Here is a 16,982-nt window from a genome sequence, read left to right on the forward strand (position 1 = left end):
GTATATACAATACATTTAAACCTCACCCTGACAAGACAGGACATCCCTCTCCTTGACAAGGAGAGGGAAAGAGGGTGAGGTTAATAAAACTGCCGCATCACATAATCAATAGTCGCCCAAAAAGGAGCATAACTTTCTGTTTCATCTCTCTCTAAATAACCTTCAGCTAGCTGCTTAATTTCTTTCTCTGTCAACCCTTCAGTCGCCTGCATCACCCCATCAACTACTTTACGGCGCATTTTCTTCAACTTGTTAATATCTAGCGCCAGCATTTTAATTGTAGTTTCGGCTGCTTCTTGATGTTTGGGGTCAACTGTCGGTAATATTTCCCCCGCACCAGTGTATCTAAAGTACTTATTACAATTAGGATCTAAAGGCGAAATCATCAAATCTTCGTCAAACCAACCGCCTTTTTTATGTCCGCAATGTACGGGTTTTGTTGGTCTTTGTTCGTCTTCTCCCTGACAAGAAGAAATTAAATTACTGTAAGTAAATGTTAAATCGGTATACTTACTTTTCGGTCGATAGTGTTCAATATGACACCTTTTTCTACTAATATGAATACCGCAGTAACAACAGATGTAACCTTGTTCGTAAAGTATTGATTGGTAGACATCGTTTTTAACGCTACGATTGAAGGATTTCCATTTCGTAGTTTTACCAACTTTCTTATTGTAAGCAGTTAAGCTTTTTGGCTCCGAAGCTTTTTCAATATGTTTCATTTGTTAAGAATTTCCTTACGTCGAATTAATACATCCGCTCGCACAAATTCCGGCTCGTCGTCGCCAATTTCTTCTACTAATTTTTGACGTAATTCTTTAGCACCTTTTAAGTTTCCGTCGTCAATAAATTTGAATAGTTGCTGCAAACTATCTTTGATTTTTTGAGGTCTTTCGGGAACTTCCATTAAGTCTTCTAAAATGCTATTGCTGTCTCTTCCATAAGAACCTTCGGGACTCATAATAATCAGTTTTTGTTCGTCATCTCTTTCTAAAATGAACACTCCTTCCGGATGAACGTGACTAATTACTTGTGGTGAGTGAGTGGTGATAATAAACTGACAGTTAGTAAACGTTTTTTTCAGCGCTGGAATAATGTCTCTTTGCCATCTGGGGTGTAAATGCAGTTCAATTTCATCGATTAGAACGATACCATCACCTAACAATGGATCTTCAAGCCCAGGGTTGGCGATCGCTAATCTTCTAGCTAAGTCTCCCACCATTGCCAGCAAACATTTTTCTCCATCGGATAGCTGATTAACATTTAATTCTCTATCCTGTTTTTTCACCGTCATTCTTAATGGAGAACGACGTATTCTTAAATTAGATAAACCTGTAATTAAAGAATAAATTGCCTGTCTAACTGCTTCTAATTGATGGTTAACAAAATTAGAATCATCAATTCTTTGTTCGTTTTCTAAATCTTCCAACTTTCTAAACCATTGGAAGAAGCTATTAAAGTTTATTTGTACGCTGTCTAACGATTGCTCGTAAGCGCTTACCCGCTCGTTAGAATGCTTTTTACGACCTCTCAAAGGAATTTCAAGTACGGCGCGATTTACGCCATAATGAACGATAACGGGTAAATTGAATTCAGAATTATTTTTTAAGTTTTCGTGAGTTGATTCAATTAATTGACGTAGTTCGCTTAAATCGCTACCAGCGGTTTTACTACGTTTCTTTCGCATCTTAGAAAGACACCAAGTTACCTCACCTCCAGAAGTCTCAATAGTAATCTCGTTACGAGTTTCTTCACTTCCCGTAGAAATATCCTCTTCCTGGAACAATCTCCCCGAAGTTGTGGGATACTGGACTGGTTTTGTATAGCGAGATAATAGAATTGCAATGCATTCAAGAATACTGGATTTACCGACACCGTTAATACCAATAATTACATTCGGTTCTTTTTCTTGGAATTCCAGCTTTATATCGCCAATTCCGCGAAAAGAGTTCATCTCAATATGCTTAATTTTCATACTTAGAATTAAGTTTTAATACTTAGAATTACGTATTAAATGGAATACGTAATTATTAATAAAGATAGCTTGAATTTCTTTCTATTGGCGCGATAATCGTGTTCTATAAAACCGATAGTAAATTAAATATTTAAGTAAAATAATTCTTCCTAAGAGGAAATAAAATTATTACTAAAAGCAGATTGAATCTTGTAGTTTAGAAGACAAAAAATAAAAATAAAAATCAATAGTGTATTTTAGTTACAAATATATGTAAAAAGGTTGATCAAATAAATATGAGTGGTAAATTAAAGCTGCTATTAACAATTCATATCCGAATTTATACCCCATTAAAATTAGACAAGCCGTATATTATAATTCCATGTCACAAGAAAATAAAAATACACAGCCACCTTCATCTCCAGAAAAAGTCTCATTTTGGAAAGCATTATTAATTAAAGTTTTACGAGGTACGAGTGGAGTATTAGAAACGACTGCAATCAAATTAGAAACCGAACCTTTTCCGGATACTGTAGAGAAACGAGGTTTTTTACAAAAGCTTCAGCAGATTTGGATTAGTTTATTAGGAAAAATTCGGCTCATTATACCAGCACAATTTTCAGCAAAATTGTCAGATACAGCTTTGAGTGGAATTCTCGGTGGATTAGTCGTAATGATATTTTTAATCACTTCAAACGTATTTGATAGCAAACCATCGCAAGTAGCAACAGTTTCCCCAAACACAGAAATTCCGCAAGTGGTATCTACTACCGAGCCAGAATCTATAGTGCCTTCTAAAGAAACAGTTTCCGCACCATCAGAAGAAGAAACTCCACCCGTTATAGAGAAACAAGCAACTTCCTTACCACCAGAAGAAACAGCATCAGAGCCAGAAGTTGAAATTCCACCCGCTACAGAGAAACAAACAACTTCCGCATCATCAGAAGAAGAAACTGTATCCGAGCAAGAGCAAGAAATCCCTTTACCAACTCAAGAAGAAACTGAACCTAAACCAAAAATTGAAATCCCACCTTTAATAGAGCAAACTCCTCAAGAAGAAACCGTATCAAAGTTAGAAATTAAGACTCCACCCACACCATTAACACCAGAAGAAACCTTAATCGCAGCAATTCAAAATCAAGTTGGTGAAATCAGCCTTAACTTAAAAGATTCAAATTCCAAAAATGGCACTTTTGCAGAAATCATAGAATCAATTCAGGCCAACTTTTTAAACAGTTATCTGACAATTAAAATTAATAACGATTGGTACAGCTTACAAAAAAAGCAACAAGACAAACTAGCAGCCGAAATCTTACAGCGCTCCCAAGAACTAGATTTTACTCACCTAGAAATTACCGATTTACAAGGCAAGCTAATAGCCCGCAATCCAGTAGTCGGAACCGAAATGATCATTTTTAAAAGAAAGTAGGAATGGTGCATTAGTTAGGAGTTAGGAGTTATTTCCCCTTGTCCCCTTGTCTCCTCCTCTCTCCCCCATCTCCCCCACTCTCTTGTTAAACTAATAACTGATCCTTTGAACTGGTAATTTATGCTAAAGCGTTCTAAATTCGAGACAACTCAATCTCAAATCATGCATCGTGCAGAAGACTTAATTAGCGCGGCTTCCAATCGTTACCGGATTACAGTTCAAGTGGCAAACCGCGCCAAACGTCGCCGCTACGAAGATTTCGACAATACCGAAGATGTATTGATGAAGCCCGTATTACGCTCAATTATTGAAATGTCCGATGAATTAACCCAGCCAGAAATCATCGGCGAAATGTAATTACAGTGAGCAGTTAACAGTGAACAGTTATCAGTGAACAATTATCAGTTATTAACCGTTCACCGTAAGGTGTTATCGAATGGTAGGGTAAAGTTCATCACTGCTCGCTGTTAACTATTAACTCTTTTAATCAAATTAAAATACAAATTATTTATAGGCATCATTGCAGCTAGCACAATTATTCTTACTTCGCCTTATCTAAATTTAGATAAAAATATAGTCGGAATACAACCTGCTGTTGCTCAAAGAATCGCTTGATTAGATGCTTGGCGAAAAGTCTATCAACAACTGCTAGTTTGTAATTGGGAATAGTTAGGAGTTAAGAGTAATAAGTAGTCAGTTAGTAATTATTCCCCTTGTCCCCTTGTCTCCCCATCCCCCATGCGCGTACTAAAAAAAGGAAACGGCTGGCGTATTGGCATCAACCCCGCAGCCGCAGAATTCAAAGGCTTGGTAGGTACGGATGATTGGGCTGTGGAATTAACAGAAGCTGAGTTGAATGATTTTTGTCGGCTATTGGCACAGCTTGCAGAGACTATGCAACAAATGGCTTCGGAGTTGATGGATCAAGAAAAAATCGCTTGCGAGGCTGAAAGTAATTTAATTTGGATGGAAGTAGAAGGCTATCCCCACTCGTATAGCTTACGTTTTATCCTTAATTCGGGACGTTGCGTAGAAGGTAAATGGGATGTCAGTGCTGTTGATGATTTAATCCAAGCCGCAGCCACGCTCAATGTTTTTTAGTTTTTATTTGTTTTATTTGAATAAAATAGTTGTTTAGTTTCAATTTTGTGTTAATATACTAAAGTTAAAACCCCTAGATTTAATTTTTTCAGAAAGGAAAATTTAAAATCAATCTTTTGAAGTTAAATAAAGTCCGATTTACGGGGCGTAGCGCAGCTTGGTAGCGTGCCACTTTGGGGTAGTGGAGGTCGTGGGTTCAAATCCCGCCGCTCCGATTTGATTTATTTTAATATTTAGTTCGTAAAGTTAATAAAGTTCCACGCTTATAGCACCTTCTTTAAACCTGTCAACATCTATTAATAAGTAGATATCTTTCAAGTAGGCATCGGTGATACCTTTTTGTGCGGAACTTCCCCGCGATTAAGACCAGAATTATCCTGAGTTTTTGTTTTTCTCAGGCTCGGAAGTGGTTTTCCCTCCTTTACGTTTACGCGATTTTCCACCACCATTGGCAGAACCTCGTTTCGACTTTAGGGAGCTTTTCAAGACCTCCTCGACGGTATGCATCTGGAATTGGTCATGACGAGACACTTTTTGCTTCCGAAGAAGGTTAAGTATCGTTCGCCATGAACCTGAATTTGCTTTCACTCTATCCTCTGGTAGGGAAAGCAAGGCACAACGAATACCATCGTAAGCAAACCCGGACAACATTCTATTGTATTTCTTTGAGCCGGAATTTCGCATCTTTGACTTCTTTACTGAAAAGTCGAGAGATTCTAAGGATATTGCACAATTTAAACTTTCAGCTAGCTTTACAATATATGAGGCAATGTCGCGTAAATGTGCTTTACGCTGCCCGGTAGTCCATCTGTCGTCAAGATAAAACGAAAATTTCATCTGCTTTCTCTTACAATCAAGTCCGGGATTTCCGTCCGGTTTTATATAAATTACGTCAATAGATTTTGCATTAATATCAACACCTAAGCAACCGTTTTTTATAGTATGAATCCAAGGCACTTCTTGAACATAGGCTGTTAGATGAATGTACCAATTGTCGTTTTTATGCTCGCGGCGAAATATCTGAACTGTTACCGGCTTGTTTGCTTCTAAAGCGTAAAGTAAATCATGTTTTCTTTGCCCGGATACTTCAAACTCAACTTGCTGCCATTCTCCGTACTTTGCTTGTAAATAGTAAGGAACCCAAGCCCGACAAACAAAAATATCGCCTTCTTTGTGATGGATTTTGGTTGTTAGATTATTTCCGTCGGTAGAACCTTTGCCGGAGAGAGTATATATTACCAGAACGACTTTTGCGCCAATCAGCCAACCATTCTTCGCGAGATTTATATCCGTTTTCTTTTAGATGGTATTGAGCGTTGAATAATTTTTGCGAACCAAAACAAATGTGAAGTCTTTTCGTTGATTCTAGCTTTTCTAGTTTTGCTTGATTGTTTTGATTTTTTTTCAGCTTGGATTTTATTCCTCTCAGTTTTTTCGGAATACCTTTAATATTTTTCTTTGTAGGGTACTCTAAAGAGTTTTGAACTTCTTCAATCATATCAGAAGCTCGCTCTTTACCCGGTTTAATATCAGCTTTCAGTTCTTCTATTCGGTTATCTTTTGAAGCTTTTAATTGCTCAAAAGTTCCTTGAACATCCGTCAATAAAGAGTCAATCCAAGCCCATTGAACATTGTGCTGTTTTTGTAGAATAGGACTTAAATCTTTTTTTGTTGCGCCTAGTTGAAATTGGTTTAAAACTTTTCTACTAATAGAGCAGTAGTCGCGTCCCCATTCCTGAAAGAATTCTGGAACCAAGCCTAGTTTGGATTCAATTCCACGCCGAAGATGATACGGTTCGACGTTTGGGTCTTTAGACTTATTCTTAACTCTTGTCGTTGCTTTTTGTCTAATTGTTTTTTTCTTAGCCAAACCGAATCAGCTAGGAACAGTTGTTTTCATCTTTTAACAAAACGGCGGAATTCCCGATCCGTCTAAACGGCGGGGATGGATAGCCGCTTCTACGTTGTCCCTGCGTAAGTTACGATATATTGATTTATACTTTCTTAATAGTACAAACTAATGTGCGCCCTAACGAGTAGTATATTTTGAACGCTGAATATTTTTTGCAACACAACCGTTCATTTAAATACAAAATTACCGAAAATCAATGATGAGATAAGTTAAAACGCATTTAAATTGGATGTTCAGAAATTGTCTGACTCTTGTGGGATGGAGAGCAGCGCGTTGCGGTGAAACACTTGCGGTGGACGGGTTTCCCGGCATAAGCAAAGTGTTGAACCCGAAGGGGGGTACAAAGCCGTTGTAGCGACTGCGGGGCATCACTGCCCGTCTTAATATACAAATTAAATGCACAACGGCTTACTAGCTAAGTAATAGTAATATTTGATACCAATAATTACGAAGCTATCAATAAAGAAACGATTTCAAATCAACCCATAAGAATGACGTTATCAATTACATGGATTACACCATTATCAGCTTCGATATCTGCTGCTAAAACTGTGGCATTTTTCACTTCAAATCGATCGGTACAATTAATATTAATAGTAGAACCTTCCACAGACATTATCGTTTTCAATTTTGCTAAATCAGCCTGCATTAACTTGCCCAGTACAACATGATATGTGAGAATTCTTGCTAGCCCAGGAGGATTTTGCAACAGAGTTTGAATAGTCCCGGTCGGTAATTTTGCAAAAGCTTCATCATTAGGTGCAAAAACTGTAAAAGGTCCAGGACTTTTTAATGTTTCTACTAAATTAGCAGTTTGTACAGCTTGAACTAGGGTATTAAAAGAATCAGCACTAACAGCAATATCAACTATATCTGCCATGTTTTCACCATTACTCTAGTAAATATTATAAGGGTTATGGAGAAAATGCGGGAATGATAGTTCTTACTACTGTAGGTTTTTATATTTAAATAACTGTATTTATTAAAACAGCTAAATGATGAGTATAAAAGCTTGTTCTAAAAATTTAGCGAGCGAATAATATTAAATTATACTATCATTTCGTCACAATTAATAAAAATTTACATCAAGGAATCAACACTTTCCGGATTCAAAAATCGCTGAAAACCCTGGTAATATGTAGTTTAGTCTATCGTTTTCTTACTTATTAACTAAGATGAAAGTGATTCTCACTATGAAGGTTTGGCGTTAATCCTTATACTTCAGAAATTTAGTGAGATAATAGACACGTGAGGAAATGAACGGAAGATATTCGACCGCAAGAGGAGAAATTTTATGATTAAGAAACTTTTGGCTGCTTTAACTATAGTAGCTCCTCTGTTTTTCGCTAGCTTGGTAAAAGCTGAAAATCCACAGCACGTACAAAAGCTGCTAAAAACTGGGGAATGCGTCGCTTGTGATTTGTCAGGAGCAAATCTACGCGGCTCGCATTTAATTGGTGCTGATTTAAGAGGAGCAAATCTTCAGGGAGCAAATCTCGAACACGCCAACCTTGAGGGTGCTGACTTGACTCGGGCAAATTTAAAAGAGGCCAAACTAACTTCGGCATTCTTAACTAACGTCAATTTCAAGCAAGCTAATTTGAATGATGCCAATTTAACCAGCGCTAAAATTTACGACTCCAACGTATACGAAGCATCAATGGAAGATATGAATATCGCTGATGCCGAAATATTCCATACCGGAATTGGTATTGGTGGAGAAGAATTGAATAGTATTCCAGATTGGGATTAAATCTACTTACTTAGGGATTTTTCGAAAGTCTGTAAGTAATCAGTTTGTAAAAACTAATAGCTAAGAAAATTGATAGTGCCTGTAAACTTAGCTATTAAACAACCAAATACACAGCTAAAAAATAATAGTTTAATAATTTGTAATTCTCCGATTTCTAGCCTAATTTATCTAGAAGTCGGAGTTTTTGATCTTGGAGGGAGATGGGGAGAATAATTACTAATTACCAATTACCATGCCCCATGCCCAATTACCCAATTCTCAATCAACCAGTATTTCTCATCCCGGCAGCGATTCCGTTAATAGTTAACAGCGCTCCTCTGAGCAATTCTCCTTTGCTGTAACGCGAGTGAATTACTCCAGAAGTAGCGTTATTTTTGCTGTGCCGCAAACGTTTGAGTAAGGATACCTGAATAAATCCTAGAGGTACAATAGTACCATTTCTCAACTGTACGGAACGCTGTAAAATTGGATCTCCATCTAAAAGCCGTTCGTGCCCGGTGATTTGCAAAACCAAGTTTTTCGTTAGATAGTATTCGCTGGAAATTTGATTATATACTCCGTTAAAACGGTGTTTATCTTCGGCTTTAGATAGTTCATCTACATAATGTCGTCCCATCTGTAGATCGACTTTTGCCAAGGTCATTTCTACTTTGGAAATCACCATTTTGAAAAATGGCCACTTCCTGTAAAAACACTGAAGTAACTGTATGTGATCTTCAGGGGCTTCGTTGAGAAACTCTTGTAAAGACGTACCAACTCCATACCAAGCCGGTAGCAAAAATCTAGTTTGCGTCCAGCTAAATACCCAAGGAATTGCTCGCAAACTACTCAAGCCTTTTTTACCAGATGGGCGACGAGCGGGACGAGAACTGATTTGTAACTGACTAATTTCTTCTATGGGAGTAACTTCATTGAAAAAGTCAATAAAATCGGGTTGCTCGTAGATTAAATCTCGATAATGGGAACGCGATCGCGCTGCTAATTCTTCCATAATTTCGTTCCAGGGTTGAATATCGTCAAACCCGGCGCGTAGTAAGCTGGCTTGAATTACTGCGGTGGTGATTGTTTCGAGATTGTATAGGGCTAAATCTGGTAAGGAGTATTTAGAAGCTAAAACTTCTCCTTGTTCGGTAATTTTAATTCGTCCGTTGATACTTTTACCAGGTTGGGCCAAAATCGCTTCGTAAGCGGGGCCGCCCCCGCGTCCTACGGAACCACCTCTACCGTGGAATATTCGCACGCCTAAGCCGTATTCTTCGGCGATTTGCTGCAATGATTTTTGGGCTTTATGTATCTCCCAATTACTGCTGAGGAAACCGGAGTCTTTATTACTATCGGAATACCCCAACATTATTTCCTGTAAGTTGGGATTTAAGGTAGAGGAATTTTCTCCTTGTTTACTTGTTTCTTCGTCGCCTTCTGCTTTCATCTGCTGCTCATAAGCTGCATATCCTCCGGCAAGTAAAGCGCGATAAAGCGGCAGAGAAAACAAGTCTCTCATCACTTGCCTCGAACCCTGTAAATCTTCTACCGTTTCAAACAAGGGAATAACTCGGATTGTACCTACAGCCGTTCCGGGATCGTAAAGTCCTGCTTCTTTGGCTAACAGCAATACTTCTAGTACATCGCTGACGGAGCGGCACATACTGATGATGTAAGTTTGGCAAATATTGCAGCCAAATTCAACTTGGAGCGATCGCACTAAGCGCATCGTTTCCACGATTTCGTTGGTTTTATCTCCAAACGGTAGCTGTGCGGGAATTAGAGGTCTTCTCGTTTGCAGTTCTGTAGTTAACCAAGCAATTTTTTCTTCTTCAGCCAAGTCGTCATATTTTGTCTCTAAAATTCCTAAATATTCGAGAATTTCGCCGATTGCATCGCTATGACGAGTTGATTCTTGCCGAATATCTAACTGGGTTAAATTAAAGCCAAAAATTTCAACTTGTGTGAGGAGAGTTTCTAACTGGTGACACTTCAAACCTGTTTCTGACAAGTTACGTTGAATTAACCTTAAATCGGCTAAAAAGTCTGAAGTAGAATGGTAGATTGGAGCAATGTCATCTTTAATTATTTCGCGTTTCCGCAATGCTGAATTGCGTTCTTGCGTGTTTTCCAATCGTTTAACAACATAAGCAAGTTTTAAGCGATAAGGCTCTTGACGATAGCGTAAAGCTAATGCATCGTAAACTTCACTCATTTGGGACTGTTCGATTTCTAAGGATTCTAATAAGTCCGGTAAAACATCGCTCCAATGTAGCGATATACTTAATAGTTCAATTAATCTTCTAGCAGATTCGATATATTTTTCCAACACCATATGGCGTTGATAGCAAGCAGTCTGCCAGGTGATTTCCGGCGTTACCGATGGGTTTCCGTCTCTATCGGAACCCACCCAAGAACCAAATTGACAAAAGCTCTTGCTGGGTGGTTCAAGCCTGGAGAAGGTTGTATTTAAAGCGTACTTTAGGCGCTCGTACAGTTGAGGAGTTGCATCAAACAATACTTCTTGGAAGTAGTGCAGCGCGTAATCTACTTCATCAAGTACGCTAGGTTTAAACTGATGCAGTTCATCTGTACGCCACCACAAACGAATCTCTTCGAGTAATTGAGAGTGAATTTGGGCTGTTTCCCAAGAATATACTTTTGCTGTGGCATTGCCAGAGCGCTTTTCGGATGAATCGAGTTTTTGCAGTAAATCTACTACTCGTCGCTGTTTGTCGCGAATGGTGGGACGGACAATTTCGGTAGGGTGAGCCGTAAACACTAAACGCACGTCCAATTGAGCAATTAAGCGCTGTATTTGTGCTGGTGGCACATTTAGTTTAAATAATTTAGGAAATAGTTCGGCAAACGTTCCTTTATCTTTAGGATTCGCTTTAGCTTGCCAACTTTTGGCTAGTAAATCTGCATTAACCCCATTATTGAGATGAACATCCTCTACCTGCTGATTGCTCGAATAAACAATATCAGGTAAAGTTTCTTTCTCTGCCGATTCATCTTCTTCGTAGCGAGTTAATTGCTCTTTTTGTTCGTAATCCTGTTCTACGATATTGATTAACTGGAAATACAGTGCAAATCCACGAGCCGCTCTAATTGCTTCGTTAATACTTAATTTTTCAATTAAACTAAATACGGAGGAAGCTGGATTATCGGTTGCTTGTCCTTCTGGAGAACATAAATCGCGTAATTGTTTGAGGAGATCGACCATTTGCTGTCCGCATTCTTCGCGGAGAACTAATTCCCACACTTCCTCTACGATTTGTAGGCGATGGCGCAAAAACAAATCTGATGCGGGGTAGATATTTACAGCCTGAGCGTGAGGGTATAAAACGGTACTCATATCCTAATAGGTAATAGAGCAGATTACTGTATGTAATTTTTTCGTTTGCTGCGGCACCTAGCATAGAAATTCAATTTCCACCCGCAAACGGGTTAAAACAACTTAAACTGGGTTTTGGTCTTTTATCGAGCTTTTAGCTTTTGGCGGAAGAGTGGGTTAAATACCCCACCGCCGCAATTGGCGTGTAAACCGTCTTACTGGGGTTTGAATTACCATCCAATTGCCAACAGAAAAGCTGATAGCGGTGCTAAGAGCTAATAGCTTTTGTCTCAGTTGAAGCCGGAAAATCAAGTATGGGTAGGCGCTCGCCTCGAAATAATTCTTCGCTGGCTTCTCCTACGGCTATGAGTGCTTCGCTTGTAGCTTTTTCTGCTAACACTAATGTTAAGACAGAAACGGTACCCGAAAGCAAGATGACAGACTGGGGGATTGAAAATAAACCTAAATTTAATCCGGCTTGAGATGATTTAGAATTAACTTCTTTAGATGACATGGATATTTTTTACTGCTGTAAGATAAGTTAGATCGAACACAAAACTTTACATGAAAGAGCTATTACCCTTTATGACAAAGTTAATATGGGCGGAGTTAAATCGACGACATCAAACAAATCAATAGATAAGCTAGGAAGATAATAAAGCATGGTAAAAAATACTTCTCCCGCTTAACGATTTCGATAATTCTAGTCTACTAGCAGTTGCCAGCTAACTGCGTCCGATCAATCCCTTTTCGTCAACTTGCGATGAAAACAGCCACTCTACAAACCCAACAATCATTAGCACAGTGGGTAAGCCAAGCAACAGGGATAAACTCTATAGGGGTAAAAGTCCGGTTGCGAGGAAACGACCTGCACATTCTTTGCGAATCATCTGAGTGTCCTCCTCGTTGGAACACTTTATCGGATTTGCTTAAAGCTTTACAGCAAACGAATTTAGATGCTTTAACAAAAAGCGAACAACCTTCAATATACCAAGTTTTCGTTTACGGGAAGAAAAAAACCGAAAAACGCCCCGAATGGTGCCATAAGGTTTACTTAAATCAACTTGAAAAGCATTTAGAGGAGGTAAAACAAGCACTTCTCGCCGTAGACGCACCTCCCGGAGCGCTAATCTTATCCAATGAGAGTTTAGCCCGTCAGGGAGATCCAAACGCAATTGCTCGCTACCTCAGCGAAACTCTGAGTACTTTGGGTGTAGCGGTTCAAGTTAAGGTTAAAAGGCAAAAAATAAAGGCGAACGTTCCTAGCAATAAAGGTCGTTTGTGGGTTTTTTGTCAGTCAAATTATACGCCAGATCCATCTTTAATTGCCGAGCCTGTAGCAGCTAAGTTACGAAATCTTAAGCTGTTGAATTATCAAGATGCAGTAATTTCAACGCAGGTTGTCGGCGAAACTCAGCCGGATTGGCTGTTGTTAATCGATCTGACACCCCCAGAAGTCATGCTCAAAGAATGGGCGCGATGGGGAGATGTGCAAGCAATTGTCAGGCTGTTAAATATTGGATTTAATAATTCCCTCTTAGAGATACAGGCTTCTTTACAAGATTCAACGCTACATATATTTTGTATGCCCGGTACTGAATCTCCAGAAGATGCGGCGATTCCTGCTCAAAAATTGTGTGTGGATAAAATTGTTCCCAGCTTAGAAGCATTAGCTCCTCAAGGGATACTATCGGCGGCCATTTACGGACAAAAAACAGTAACTTCCTCTCAACCTGAGTGGATTGATTGGCAGTCTTTACCAGCTAAAGAACATCCGGATTTAGCAACATCGCCGATCGAATTAGCCCAGGATGGCGACATGGAAGCAATTGTTTTTCTACTTCAACGATTGCTCAATCCCAATTTAGATAAGCGCTTGCAAACTGGGGGTATTCGCGTAATTTTAGCGCGTAAAGAAGATTTATTACACATTATGTGTGATGCCCCCGTATGTCCCGCAAGGAAAAAAATAGCTGCCAAAATCATTAACTTTATTCGACATTTACAGTTACCAGAGCTTGCAGGAGTGCGCGTTTACGGAAGGCGTGCTGGTAACAAAAAACCATTTTGGCAATCTGGCATAGATTTTAAAGAGCGGGAGCGGGTAGTACCGGAAGCAACACCAGAATTTGCCGCTACTTCTGCCTACGTGCAGGAACTGTTACCCAACGAAGAAGAACCCGTATTGCGTCCCGATTTAACCGCAGAAGAAGTTCACAACTTCGTTGCCAACGTAGCGCGGGATTGGGGTGGAACCGTCAAAAGCTGGTTTTTAGGTACCCAGCTATTTGTTGAAAAACAGCAGGCATCCGAGAATTCAGAAGGAATTGGTCGTGTGGCATTAATTTGGGGTGCGGTAGGATTATTATTAACCTTACAAACCGATTGGCTAACGGGTAAAATTTTAACTTCCCTTGCACCTCCGGCTCCACAAATAGCTCAATCTCCCACAGCACCCGAAGAAACAGCAACAGCATTTCTCCCCAACAGCACCGAAGAACAATTATCGCCAAACTCAAACCCCAACTCAACATTTAATAATTCCGGCTTTACCAGCCAAAATAACTCAAAGCGAGGTAAAGCAACATCAACAGCCATTTTATTAGCAGCGCGATCGCAACTTCCTAGTTTTAATGTTCGCCAGTTAGACGAACAGCTAGCGTTATACAAACAGCGTTTGGCAAAAAACGGTACGCCACCAGACGTTCTAATTATCGGTTCTTCCCGTGCTTTACGAGGTGTCGATCCCGATGCACTTTCCAAAGGTTTAGCAACGCAGGGTTATCCAGATGTTGATGTATTTAACTTTGGCGTTAATGGAGCAACAGCCCAAGTTGTAGACTTTATCATTCGTCGCGTACTTCAACCAGCACAATTACCAAAAACAATTATTTGGGCAGATGGTTCCCGTGCTTTTAATAGTGGTAGAAACGATGATACCTTTGATGCTATTTCAGAATCCCGTGGTTATCAGTATGCTTTAAAAACATCTTTAGCTAGAAAAGATTCTACAGATACGCCAATAACCGCCAAAGAAGCAGAAATTGCCAAACAGAAAACCAACGGCAATGAAGTTATTAACGAAAAGTTAAACGATGGGTTTTCTACTGTTTCGAGTTCCTACAACAAACGCGACAAACTAAAAGGGCATCTGGTCAAAATATATAAATCTCTACCCATAATTAGCGCTCTTAAAACAGATACTTCAGATGACTTAACAGATCCTTCAGAAGACGTTTCCAATTACGCAGTAGACTTTGATGGATTTTTACCCTTATCTATCCGTTTTAATCCCAGTAATTATTATCAAAAATACGCCAAAGTTGCCGGAAATTACGATCGAGACTATCAAGACTTTGAATTATTAGGAGAGCAAAACGAAGCTTTGCAAGCAGTACTCAACTACACCGAAAAAAGAAATATAAATGTAGTGTTCGTAAATATGCCCTTAACAGCGGAATATTTAGATCCAGCACGGACAAAATACGAACAAGAATTTGAGAAATATATGTTGGATTTAGCAAGTCGTCCCAACTTTGTTTACCGAGACTTGAGTCAAACATGGCCAAAAGCCAACGACTACTTTTCCGATCCCAGCCACCTCAACCGCTACGGTGCATACGAAGTATCCAAGAAACTCGCCCAAGATCCGATGATTCCCTGGGGTGGGAAGTGATGGGGAGATGGGGAGATGGGGATAACTTTAACCTTTAACCTTAGTTACTGATAACTGTTCACCGCTAACTGTTCACTGATTCAAATGAATTTTATTTCGTTCGGATACGGACTATTTTTAATCGCTGTGTTGGGAATTTATTGGTCTGTAGAACAACAAAGGTTGCGTCTGTGGACTTTATTTATTGCTAGCTTAATTTTTTATGCGTCGAATCAGCTTTATTATTTACCGCTGTTGCTGACGCTGACTTTTATCAATTTTCGTTTCGGGTTGGCTCTCGGACAAAATACTTCCCCTGGAAAGCATACTCTTGATTGGCGAATTTCTAATCAAGAATGGCAATTTGCTCAAGCTGATTGGAATCGTCGCCGTTTGAAGGTTTTATGGCTGGGGATTGGTTTAAATCTTTTGCTGCTGTTTGGCTTTAAATATTTAGCACCTTTGTTTGGCTTTTTTAATTCGAGCAGTATTAGTGGTGCAAACGAGTTAAATGCTTTTAAAATAATTGCACCTTTAGGAATTTCCTATTTTACTTTCGAGTGTATTGCTTATTTAGTTGATATTTATCGCGGTGCCCCTGCTTCCGGGCAGTTTATTGAATTTGCTAGTTACAAATCCTTCTTTGCTAAATTAATTTCTGGACCAATTACTCGCTACCACAATCTGGCAAGTCAATTTAACAATCTCAAGTTTCCTAATGCCGATACGATAACTGAAGGATTATGGTTAATTGCTAGGGGTGCGGTGAAAAAAGCTCTTTTAGCAGACCATTTGGGAATTTATGTTGATTTAGCGTTTAGCAGTTTGCAACGAGCCGGTAGCGTGGATCTATGGTTAGGAACTTTTGCTTACGGCTTACAACTATATTTAGATTTTAGCGGTTATGTAGATATTGCTCGCGGTAGTGCTTTACTCTTCGGCTTAGTATTGCCAGAAAACTTCAATCATCCTTACTTCAGCACCAGCATTGCTGACTTTTGGCGACGCTGGCACATGACTTTAGGTGACTGGCTGCGGAATTACCTTTACTTTCCCCTCGGAGGTTCGCGCAAAGGTTTAGCTACCACCTGCTTAAACTTACTAATCGTCATGGTTGTTGCCGGGATTTGGCACGATGCGGCATTAGGATGGGTTATTTGGGGTGCTTATCACGGTTTTGCGTTAGTTGTGCATCGTTTAACAGATGTTGTGAGCGACAAATATGAGCTTTTAGAAAACTTCTGGCAAAATCCGGCGGGAATAGTTATAGCTTGGCTGCTAACTCAATTAATGGTTTTCACTTCATGGATATGGTTCCGCTTACCTAACGTACAAGACTCCTGGTTAGTAATTACTCATTTATTTGGTCGTACTGCCGACGCGCAATTTGCTCAGAAAGTCTATGTAGAAGCTATACGTATTAGTCAGTATCAGCTAGCCGCTTTATTAATCGCGATCGCATCGATCATGGCAATTTCCTACGCTCTCAACAATCGCCTCAAATTAAAGCTTAACTGGCATTTAAAACTTTTATTCATACCCTTATGTCTTTGGGCAGTTTGGGTTTTAGCCCCCGAAGGAAGATTACCTTATATTTACTTTGATTTTTAATTTAGGGAGCAGTTAGGAGTTAGGAGTTAGGAGTTAACGATCATCCCAATGCCCAATGCCCAATGCCCATATAAGCCTGGATTATATGTTAAATAAGTAATAATAATCTGAGTAAATGATCCTAAGTGAATAAACTAATGTAAAGTAGTTAACAACGGGGAAGAGAAATCCGACCCGATTATAAGACAAATAAAGCAATTATCTGAACCATGACAACCACATTACAAAGACGCGAGAGCGCCTCTGCT

The 16,982-nt window shown here is 39.4% G+C and carries 13 protein-coding genes and 1 tRNA gene; 7 read left to right on the forward strand and 7 right to left on the reverse strand.

Annotated features, from left to right (window positions below; translation table 11 throughout):
- Window positions 1-80 precede the first annotated feature (80 nt).
- Window positions 81-722, reverse strand: coding sequence for a retron system putative HNH endonuclease (locus tag ACM03V_RS10670; protein WP_414620752.1), 642 nt, complete (start codon window positions 720-722; stop codon window positions 81-83).
- Window positions 719-1,975 carry an AAA family ATPase gene (locus ACM03V_RS10675; RefSeq protein WP_414620753.1) on the reverse strand — a complete coding sequence of 419 codons (1,257 nt, stop codon included), beginning with the start codon at window positions 1,973-1,975 and terminating at the stop codon, window positions 719-721. Before ACM03V_RS10675 ends, ACM03V_RS10670 begins: the two co-directional genes overlap by 4 nt.
- Before the next feature lie 361 nt (window positions 1,976-2,336).
- Between ACM03V_RS10675 and ACM03V_RS10680 the strand changes: the two genes are divergently transcribed.
- From ACM03V_RS10680 to ACM03V_RS10695, 4 genes are all read left to right on the forward strand, one after another.
- Window positions 2,337-3,383, forward strand: a complete 1,047-nt coding sequence (locus tag ACM03V_RS10680) for a hypothetical protein (protein WP_414620754.1) — start codon at window positions 2,337-2,339, stop codon at window positions 3,381-3,383.
- Window positions 3,384-3,503: 120 nt separating this feature from the next.
- Complete coding sequence (locus ACM03V_RS10685; protein ID WP_414620755.1) at window positions 3,504-3,740, forward strand: DNA-directed RNA polymerase subunit omega; 237 nt, start codon at window positions 3,504-3,506, stop codon at window positions 3,738-3,740.
- Between the two features lie 381 nt (window positions 3,741-4,121).
- On the forward strand, window positions 4,122-4,484 hold the full coding sequence (locus tag ACM03V_RS10690) for a DUF1818 family protein (protein WP_414620756.1): 363 nt from the start codon (window positions 4,122-4,124) through the stop codon (window positions 4,482-4,484).
- Window positions 4,485-4,625: 141 nt separating this feature from the next.
- Window positions 4,626-4,699, forward strand: a tRNA-Pro gene (locus tag ACM03V_RS10695).
- Between the two features lie 157 nt (window positions 4,700-4,856).
- Here ACM03V_RS10695 and ACM03V_RS10700 read toward each other — a convergent pair.
- From ACM03V_RS10700 to ACM03V_RS10710, 3 genes are all read right to left on the reverse strand, one after another.
- Complete coding sequence (locus ACM03V_RS10700; RefSeq protein WP_414620757.1) at window positions 4,857-5,441, reverse strand: hypothetical protein; 585 nt, start codon at window positions 5,439-5,441, stop codon at window positions 4,857-4,859.
- 238 nt (window positions 5,442-5,679) lie between these two features.
- Window positions 5,680-6,354: a hypothetical protein gene (locus tag ACM03V_RS10705; RefSeq protein ID WP_414620758.1), complete on the reverse strand. Its 675-nt coding sequence runs from the start codon at window positions 6,352-6,354 to the stop codon at window positions 5,680-5,682.
- A 520-nt stretch (window positions 6,355-6,874) separates the two neighbouring features.
- The gene (locus tag ACM03V_RS10710; RefSeq protein WP_414620759.1) at window positions 6,875-7,276 is read right to left on the reverse strand and encodes a fasciclin domain-containing protein; all 402 of its coding nucleotides are present in this window, start codon (window positions 7,274-7,276) and stop codon (window positions 6,875-6,877) included.
- 414 nt (window positions 7,277-7,690) lie between these two features.
- On the opposite strand from ACM03V_RS10710, the gene ACM03V_RS10715 reads away from it, so the two are divergent.
- Entirely contained in the window at window positions 7,691-8,149 is a 459-nt protein-coding gene (locus tag ACM03V_RS10715; protein WP_414620760.1) for a pentapeptide repeat-containing protein, read from the forward strand.
- Between the two features lie 262 nt (window positions 8,150-8,411).
- Here the strand turns inward: ACM03V_RS10715 and ppc are convergent, their stop codons facing one another.
- Together ppc and ACM03V_RS10725 are read right to left on the reverse strand one after the other, a co-directional pair.
- Window positions 8,412-11,489, reverse strand: a complete 3,078-nt coding sequence (gene ppc / locus ACM03V_RS10720) for a phosphoenolpyruvate carboxylase (RefSeq protein ID WP_414620761.1) — start codon at window positions 11,487-11,489, stop codon at window positions 8,412-8,414.
- A 247-nt stretch (window positions 11,490-11,736) separates the two neighbouring features.
- Window positions 11,737-11,982: a hypothetical protein gene (locus tag ACM03V_RS10725; RefSeq protein WP_414620762.1), complete on the reverse strand. Its 246-nt coding sequence runs from the start codon at window positions 11,980-11,982 to the stop codon at window positions 11,737-11,739.
- 249 nt (window positions 11,983-12,231) lie between these two features.
- Here ACM03V_RS10725 and ACM03V_RS10730 point away from each other — a divergent pair, with 249 nt between their 5' ends.
- Window positions 12,232-15,144, forward strand: a complete 2,913-nt coding sequence (locus ACM03V_RS10730) for a DUF1574 family protein (RefSeq protein ID WP_414620763.1) — start codon at window positions 12,232-12,234, stop codon at window positions 15,142-15,144.
- Window positions 15,145-15,228: 84 nt separating this feature from the next.
- On the forward strand, window positions 15,229-16,734 hold the full coding sequence (locus tag ACM03V_RS10735) for an MBOAT family O-acyltransferase (protein ID WP_414620764.1): 1,506 nt from the start codon (window positions 15,229-15,231) through the stop codon (window positions 16,732-16,734).
- Window positions 16,735-16,982: the final 248 nt, after the last annotated feature.

It is taken from the genome of Calothrix sp. CCY 0018 (assembly GCF_963920925.1).
In the GTDB taxonomy this organism is placed as follows: domain Bacteria; phylum Cyanobacteriota; class Cyanobacteriia; order Cyanobacteriales; family Nostocaceae; genus Rivularia.